This is a genomic window from Tumebacillus algifaecis (assembly GCF_002243515.1).
Taxonomy (GTDB): Bacteria; Bacillota; Bacilli; order Tumebacillales; family Tumebacillaceae; genus Tumebacillus_A; species Tumebacillus_A algifaecis.
This window is the reverse complement of the sequence record NZ_CP022657.1, coordinates 4,090,001-4,097,500: the sequence shown is the minus strand read 5'-3', so window position 1 is coordinate 4,097,500 and position 7,500 is coordinate 4,090,001. Positions and strand designations below refer to the sequence as shown.

Below are 7,500 nucleotides of genomic sequence, written 5' to 3'. Positions count from 1 at the left end.
TCCGTTGGCCAAGGTCCAATAGAAACAGTGCCACGTTCGAAGCGGAGCGAAGAACCACCGGAGCGAGAGCGGAGGTATGGTACTTGGACCGTAGGGTCCTGGGAGAGTAGGACGTCGCTAGGCAAAGATGAGGACCCAGTTCAATGAACTGGGTCTTATTGTTGTGTAATAAAATACTGCGGCTGTAGAAATCGGACAGCATAGAGCGATAGGAGGCTTTGATCATTGAATAGGGTGTTTCATTTGTTGTCCAAGGTCAGTAGAAACAGTGCCGCGTTCGAAGCGGAGCGAAGAACCACCGGAGCGAAAGCAGAGGTATGGTACTTGGACCGCAGGGTCCTGGGACAGTAGGACGTCGCTAGGCAAGATGAGATCCGATCTGATGATCGGGTCTCTTTCATTTTGAATGTGAATAGGAAACGGAGACTCAGAAATAAAGGTGACAACGCGGGAATTGGACTGCGGAATTGGACTGCGGAATCTTGAAAAGTAGGACGTTGTGAGAATAGTTGAGACCTGATCGGATCGATCGGGTCCTTTTTTTATACGAGGGAAAACTGATCCTGATAAAGGACGAGTTGTGAAAAATGGTAAAGCACCGTAAAAGTTTATTCGAAAAAAGTTGAACTATAAATTCGTTTATTTTAGAATGTAGATAGCACTTCGCAAGAGGAGGTATTTCGATGCGACACCTAGATTCGCCACAGCAGACCGAAACGATTGCGCTGAAGGTGGAATACTCGCCCGTTTGGGAAGTAATCCTTGGCATTGCAGGGTACACGCATACCCAGCTTCGCCACACGTTCGATCTGGATGAAGAATGGAAAGCGTACCAAAATTCGATGCCTGCATCGCTTGTACAGCATCTGAAAGAGATTGAGCAGACCAACTTTTGGCACGCGATGATCATGCTTCAAGACAAATTCTCTGCAACATCTATTCAGGATTTTTCGAACCAATTATCGCAACTGCCACACGATCACTTCTATGAGACACTTTTGCCTTATGTGAGTCGCGATTTGGAACTTCTGCGAAAAACGACAGCAGTTCAGCACGATTGGGTAGATTTATTTGAGCAGTATGCGACCCATTTTGATCAGCACGAATACTTAGCTAGCTATGTTCGCAATTTGGGTCACTATTCGGTTCAGGAGATGTGCGACCTGTTCAACCATGCATTGAATGGATGGTTTGAGTGGGTAAGCCAACAGGAAGAATGGGAGAAGTGGATGCAGGCGCTCGCTTTTGAACAGAAGCAATACAGCTCGATTGAGCACACGAATCCCATCGAGGAAATCGAAAAAATTACAGGCGGAATCAAGTATCTCCCCGAGCCTTCTGTCTGGACGGTCAAGCTGATCCCGCATGTCTCCTATCGACCTTGGGTTTTAGAAAAGCGCACCCCAGAAACGAAGCTATTTTTCTATCCGCTAAAGGAAGAATATTTGTTGGAGCCGGGCACCCCATCTATCAACTTGGTTCGGGGGCATAAGGCGCTAGGGGATGAACTTCGACTAAAGCTGCTATATCAGCTGCTAAAAGGACCTTTGTCGCTCCTTGAGATGAGCCTGCAGTTCAACACTTCGAAAACGACGCTTCATCATCATCTCTCCCTTTTAAAAGCGGCCAAGCTCATTCGTGTTGAAAAAGGGATCTATTCGGCAAATCCAGCTCAAATCCAGGGTTTTTCCAAAAGTCTTACCCAGTACCTCGGAGATCTTCTATGAAAAAGTATTCTCCAGCGTTTAAAGCGCTTTGGGCTGGCGAAATCATATCGGAGTTTGGCGGAGCGGCTGGTGGGATCATCAACGGGTTGCTGCTGTATGAGCTGACTGGATCGAAGGAATGGATGGGAGCATTATGGCTCATCTATTTTATTCCCTCGCTGATCCTGCAAGGAATCAGTGCTCCCTTCCTCAACCACGTTATCAAGGAGAAAGTGATCCGAAAGATCCAATTGGTCCGCGCCGGTGCTTATCTGCTTCCGTTGATCGGGTATGCGATCGGAACAGATGTGGGGACGATTACCGGTTTGATCCTGTTGCAATGCCTGTTGGGCTTGGTGCAACCGATCTACGCAAGCTTGTCGTTCTCACTGCTACCTGAAATCTGCAACGAGAAAGAGCTGGTGGACGCGAATGGTTTACTGGATGCTACCATTCGATTGATGAGCTTTCTCGCCCCTGGTGCGGTGTCCTTGCTACTCTTGTTCAGTCCGATTCACTTGATCTACGGGCTATCCGCTCTGATGTTCCTCCTCAGCTATTTCGCACTCGCGCGTATCCCTCAGTTGAGTGCCAAAAGAGTCGCCACTTGGACGAGGAAGTTTTGGTGGGCAGAGCTGGTAGAGGGATATCGGTCAATTTTTCAATTCAGACACCTGTTGCGGCTCACCCTGCTCTCCTCGACTGTGCAATTTGCAGTTGGAGCGGCGATGGTGATCAGCGTGCCTTTTATTCGAGGGGACTTGGGGGGACATGCTTGGGAATATGCGATCTTTTCCGGCGCGTTTCCTGTGGGGTATGCGCTGGGAGTGATCCTGCTTGCGAAGTTGCCAAAAGGGAAGCAAACGATGTATCTCGGCCTGATCGGAGGCGGTCTTTCGTTCGTCCTCCTGTTTTTTGTTCACTCGATTCCGCTCGCTTGGATGTGTGAGCTGTTCGGGGGACTCATGTTTCCCATGTTCAACGCACAAAGTGCAGCCGCTTTTCAGCGTGAGGCGCCTCGAGATCGTTTGACGCAACTGAGTGCCGTTCGATTGCTCTTGCTGCGAGTTACGATGCCGCTCGGGATCTTGTTTGCGTCCACAGCAGTTTTTGACCTCACAACACGTCAAACGTACGCGATCATCGGCTTGGTAATTCTCCTGCCCGGATTGTTTTACTTGTTGGTCGCACCTGCAACGGTCAAATCCAAGCTCCACGCGCCTCAAGACCATCAGTTGAAAGAACGCTAGCTAGGATCTGCTCAAGGAGACGATCGCGTTGTCGCAGTCAAGCGGATTGGGCATTCTTCGCGATCACCGCTTCTTTGAGCTGATCAAGCGAGTGCCATTCGAGACAGTTGTCAGGCAGCTCGGTCAGATCGTGGTTGAGGAGAGCTTGTAGCAGATGGTCAAGGTTGTCGAAGGAGGTGGAACGGCTTCACATTTCAAGCAAGGCATTGTAGGGCTTTTCACCATCGACATCGTGACCGAAGTAAGCACTCTCAAAGTTAGGGACGGAGGCGAGTAGGCGTACTTTGGACGGATCGCGGTGATTTTGAACTCCTTGATAGATCTTGATGTTGTGCGCCCAAGCGGAATTGGCCATCTCTTTGCCGGTGCGGGTGACGATCGTCGGCGTGTCGCTATCGTGGAGAACAGAGTATCTCGTCCCGAAATGATTCAAAATCTTGATCAGCGAGATGATGGTCGCTTTGCCACGTGCACGGATGATATAAACATCTCTGAACTGTTCTGGCTTGGCGGCGAAGAAAAAATCTCCAACGTGCGGATCACAGAGGTTGAGCAGTTTGAGCTTCTGTTTATCATCTTCGTCCAGCTGTGTGCGCTCGGGACGAAAAGAGTGGTGCCTCTGATCGTTCCATCTGTGCTGCGGTCGACCCGAATGATCGTCGTATTTTCGCGCGAAAGATCGAGCGAGAAAGGCGGGTGAATGGGTGGTCACTATCACTTGCCATTCACCCGTCTTCGGCAGATTGTAGAGCACGCGGCAAGCTTCTCGAACCGCGTTCGGATGCAAGCACAGTTCCGGCTCATCCAAATGCAGAACGTGCGGACGTGAAGTTGGTGTGTCGATCGCCTTTTTGGTGCGAGCTTTGGGCTTGTCATAGCCGCTCTCCGAAATGTAGCGAAGGGCGGCCCGAAGCATGGTGCGCCGCGCACCGCTGCCTTGGCGGTCGATTGTGCTCTGAAAGCCATCTCGCGGGCCTATTGGCAGTTGCGAAACTTTAAAAAACTGGATCGCTTTGTCCAAATCGTCTTCCGGACGATCGTCAAAGCGAATCTGGTAATCGGGGAAGACTTGGCTGAACAGCTCGGAAACACCCGCTTCCACAGCTGCGATCTGCGTGTGCGACCGTTCGACGATCAGCTTCTGCACTTCTGTCATCTTCTCAAGCAGGAGCGTGTAATCTGTCTGTTTGATCCGGTCATTGAGGACGGAGAGGAGCATGGACATGATCTTGTCAGACTGCCCCTTGGGGTTGGTGAAAGCATCCACCCGGTGTGGTTGTGGGCGACGAGCGTTGGCGACGTTTGGCGCTCCCCGAGGCACTTGCTCGGCCCATTCACCTTTTTCCACATCAAAGCCTCTGCGCACCGGTTCCCCCACATCGGGCCCGATCCATTTTTCGCGGACGACCATCTCGCCAGTCTGTTGGTCGATTTGAATCCACCGGCTTCCAGGCGGATCAGTGTACACGACGGTGTGCAGTTCGATCTCTGGCATGGTATCAGGCGTGTTCTCACCGTTTGGAAAATCGTCGCGGTTCAACCTGCCTGCTTGAGAACCTTCAGACATGACAACTTCGTAGGCGCGCAGGATCGAACTTTTCCCCGCGTTGTTCGGACCGACGAACACGACGATATCATCCAGTTCGATGACGACTGGAGTGGAGCCGATGCAGCGAAAGTGCTTGATGATCAGTTTGCTCAGGCGTGGGCGCAGCAAAGTGACATCTCCTCAAGTGGGTTTCTCGTCTTATGATCTCCAAGGAACGGTAGTTGCAACCCGTTGCGATTCTCAGATCAGTTTTAAAAGATGCCGAGAGAGGGAGTGTGAGAACAAAATAGAAAGATACTACGAGTCTATTCAGCTGGATGGTCGAATTTGTTGACTTTATCGCGAATATGATGAGTATCTAGGTTGTGACAAGCTGCTGAACCGTGATAAGATAGCTCTTGTCGCCGCGAGAGACACGCGGTGGAAGCCCAACGAAGAACGCGACGTCCTGTCGCAACGTTGGACAATGAACAGATTGATCCTTGAAAACTAAACGAGTGTTACAGAGATCTGATGCGAGTCAAGATACAAACTTTTTCAACTTTTATTGAGAGTTTGATCCTGGCTCAGGACGAACGCTGGCGGCGTGCCTAATACATGCAAGTCGAGCGGACCAGAGGGAGCTTGCTCCCAAAGGTTAGCGGCGGACGGGTGAGTAACACGTGGGCAATCTGCCCGACAGACTGGGATAACGCTTGGAAACGAGTGCTAATACCGGATAAGCGATTCCTTCGCATGAAGGAATCGAGAAAGAAGCTTTCGCTTCACTGTCGGATGAGCCCGCGGCGCATTAGCTAGTTGGTGAGGTAACGGCTCACCAAGGCGACGATGCGTAGCCGACCTGAGAGGGTGATCGGCCACACTGGGACTGAGACACGGCCCAGACTCCTACGGGAGGCAGCAGTAGGGAATCTTCCACAATGGGCGCAAGCCTGATGGAGCAACGCCGCGTGAATGATGAAGGCCTTCGGGTTGTAAAATTCTGTCTTCTGTGAAGAACAAGTGTGAGAAGAGAATGCTCACACCCTGACGGTAACAGAGGAGGAAGCCCCGGCTAACTACGTGCCAGCAGCCGCGGTAATACGTAGGGGGCAAGCGTTGTCCGGAATCACTGGGCGTAAAGCGCGCGCAGGCGGCCATCTGCGTCCGGGGTGAAAGCCCAAGGCTCAACCTTGGGACTGCCTTGGATACGGGATGGCTTGAGGATCGGAGAGGCAAGGGGAATTCCACGTGTAGCGGTGAAATGCGTAGAGATGTGGAGGAACACCTGTGGCGAAGGCGCCTTGCTGGCCGATTTCTGACGCTGAGGCGCGAAAGCGTGGGGAGCAAACAGGATTAGATACCCTGGTAGTCCACGCCGTAAACGATGAGTGCTAGGTGTTGGGGGGTACCACCCTCAGTGCCGAAGCTAACGCATTAAGCACTCCGCCTGGGGAGTACGGTCGCAAGACTGAAACTCAAAGGAATTGACGGGGGCCCGCACAAGCAGTGGAGCATGTGGTTTAATTCGAAGCAACGCGAAGAACCTTACCAAGACTTGACATCCCGCTGACCGGTTTAGAGATAGACCTTCCCTTCGGGGCAGCGGTGACAGGTGGTGCATGGTTGTCGTCAGCTCGTGTCGTGAGATGTTGGGTTAAGTCCCGCAACGAGCGCAACCCCTAAATTGTGTTGCCATCATTCAGTTGGGCACTCACAATTGACTGCCGGTGACAAACCGGAGGAAGGCGGGGATGACGTCAAATCATCATGCCCCTTATGTCTTGGGCTACACACGTGCTACAATGGGCGGTACAAAGGGTTGCGAGGCCGCGAGGCGGAGCCAATCCCAAAAAGCCGCTCACAGTTCGGATTGCAGGCTGCAACTCGCCTGCATGAAGCTGGAATTGCTAGTAATCGCGGATCAGCATGCCGCGGTGAATTCGTTCCCGGGCCTTGTACACACCGCCCGTCACACCATGGGAGTTGGCAACACCCGAAGCCGGTGAGGTAACCGCAAGGAGCCAGCCGTCTAAGGTGGGGTCGATGACTGGGGTGAAGTCGTAACAAGGTAGCCGTATCGGAAGGTGCGGCTGGATCACCTCCTTTCTAAGGATTTACGGTCTAACGACCATAAAACAAGCTTTATCAAACTCGCATCATCTCTGACAACTCGTTTAGTTTTGGGGGATCAAGCCCGTAAGGGTTTTTCTTTCCCAAACGTGTTCCTTGAAAACTGGATAGCGAAATTGTGAGTCAAGACATGAAGAAATGCAGCATTTCGTATGCAATAACTTAGGTTAAGCTACGAAGGGCGCACGGAGGATGCCTTGGCGCCAGGAGCCGATGAAGGACGGGGCAAACACCGAAATGCCTCGGGGAGCCGTAAGCAGGCATTGATCCGAGGATGTCCGAATGGGGAAACCCGGCACTCGTAATGGGGTGTCACTCAGCACTGAATCCATAGGTGTTGAGAGGTAGACCAGGGGAACTGAAACATCTAAGTACCCTGAGGAAGAGAAAACAACAGTGATTCCCTGAGTAGCGGCGAGCGAACGGGGAACAGCCCAAACCGTGTGGCTTCGGCCATGCGGGGTTGCGGGGCGTCTCACATGGAGTTACAAATCTGTACAGTAGGCGAACAGTCTGGAAAGGCTGACCGAAGAGAGTGAAAGTCTCGTACCCGAAACTGTGCAGACTCCGAGACGGAACCCCAAGTACCGCGGGACACGAGAAATCCCGTGGGAATCAAGGAGGACCACCTCCTAAGGCTAAATACTTCCTGGCGACCGATAGTGAACCAGTACCGTGAGGGAAAGGTGAAAAGCACCGCGGGAGCGGAGTGAAAAAGAACCTGAAACCGTGTGCCTACAATCAGTCGGAGGGCGTTAATGCCTGACGGCGTGCCTTTTGTAGAATGAACCGGCGAGTTACGATCGCGGGCGAGGTTAAGGTGAGAAGCCGGAGCCGCAGCGAAAGCGCGTCTGAAGAGGGCGAAAGTTCGCGGTCGTAGACC

At 52.2% G+C, this 7,500-nt stretch carries 4 protein-coding genes and 2 rRNA genes (1 of these 6 running past the window's edge); 5 read left to right on the top strand and 1 reads right to left on the bottom strand.

Annotated features, from left to right (window positions below; genetic code table 11):
* The first annotated feature begins 683 nt into the window (after positions 1–683).
* Genes CIG75_RS18210 through CIG75_RS21495 form a run of 3 tightly spaced genes read left to right on the top strand, consistent with a single transcriptional unit; the run spans position 684 to position 3,107 of the window.
* Positions 684–1,727 carry an ArsR family transcriptional regulator gene (locus CIG75_RS18210; protein WP_094237935.1) on the top strand — a complete coding sequence of 348 codons (1,044 nt, stop codon included), beginning with the start codon at positions 684–686 and terminating at the stop codon, positions 1,725–1,727.
* Entirely contained in the window at positions 1,724–2,956 is a 1,233-nt protein-coding gene (locus CIG75_RS18205; protein ID WP_094237934.1) for an MFS transporter, read from the top strand. Before CIG75_RS18210 ends, CIG75_RS18205 begins: the two co-directional genes overlap by 4 nt.
* A 28-nt stretch (positions 2,957–2,984) precedes the next feature.
* Positions 2,985–3,107: a hypothetical protein gene (locus tag CIG75_RS21495; protein WP_265415047.1), complete on the top strand. Its 123-nt coding sequence runs from the start codon at positions 2,985–2,987 to the stop codon at positions 3,105–3,107.
* A 36-nt stretch (positions 3,108–3,143) separates the two neighbouring features.
* On the opposite strand, the gene CIG75_RS18200 is transcribed toward CIG75_RS21495, so the two are convergent.
* Positions 3,144–4,673: an AAA family ATPase gene (locus CIG75_RS18200; RefSeq protein WP_227874283.1), complete on the bottom strand. Its 1,530-nt coding sequence runs from the start codon at positions 4,671–4,673 to the stop codon at positions 3,144–3,146.
* Positions 4,674–5,048: 375 nt separating this feature from the next.
* On the opposite strand from CIG75_RS18200, the gene CIG75_RS18195 reads away from it, so the two are divergent.
* Both CIG75_RS18195 and CIG75_RS18190 read left to right on the top strand, forming a co-directional pair.
* A 16S ribosomal RNA gene (locus CIG75_RS18195) occupies positions 5,049–6,593 on the top strand.
* Positions 6,594–6,782: 189 nt separating this feature from the next.
* Positions 6,783–7,500: ribosomal RNA gene (locus CIG75_RS18190) — 23S ribosomal RNA — on the top strand (it continues 2,212 nt past the right edge of the window).
* Together the 16S and 23S rRNA genes form the textbook arrangement of a ribosomal RNA operon.

Coding starts and splice junctions, on each gene's coding strand:
- CIG75_RS18210 (WP_094237935.1), top strand. CDS start 684: ATGCGACACCTAGATTCGCCACAGCAGACCGAAACGATTGCGCTGAAG.
- CIG75_RS18205 (WP_094237934.1), top strand. CDS start 1,724: ATGAAAAAGTATTCTCCAGCGTTTAAAGCGCTTTGGGCTGGCGAAATC.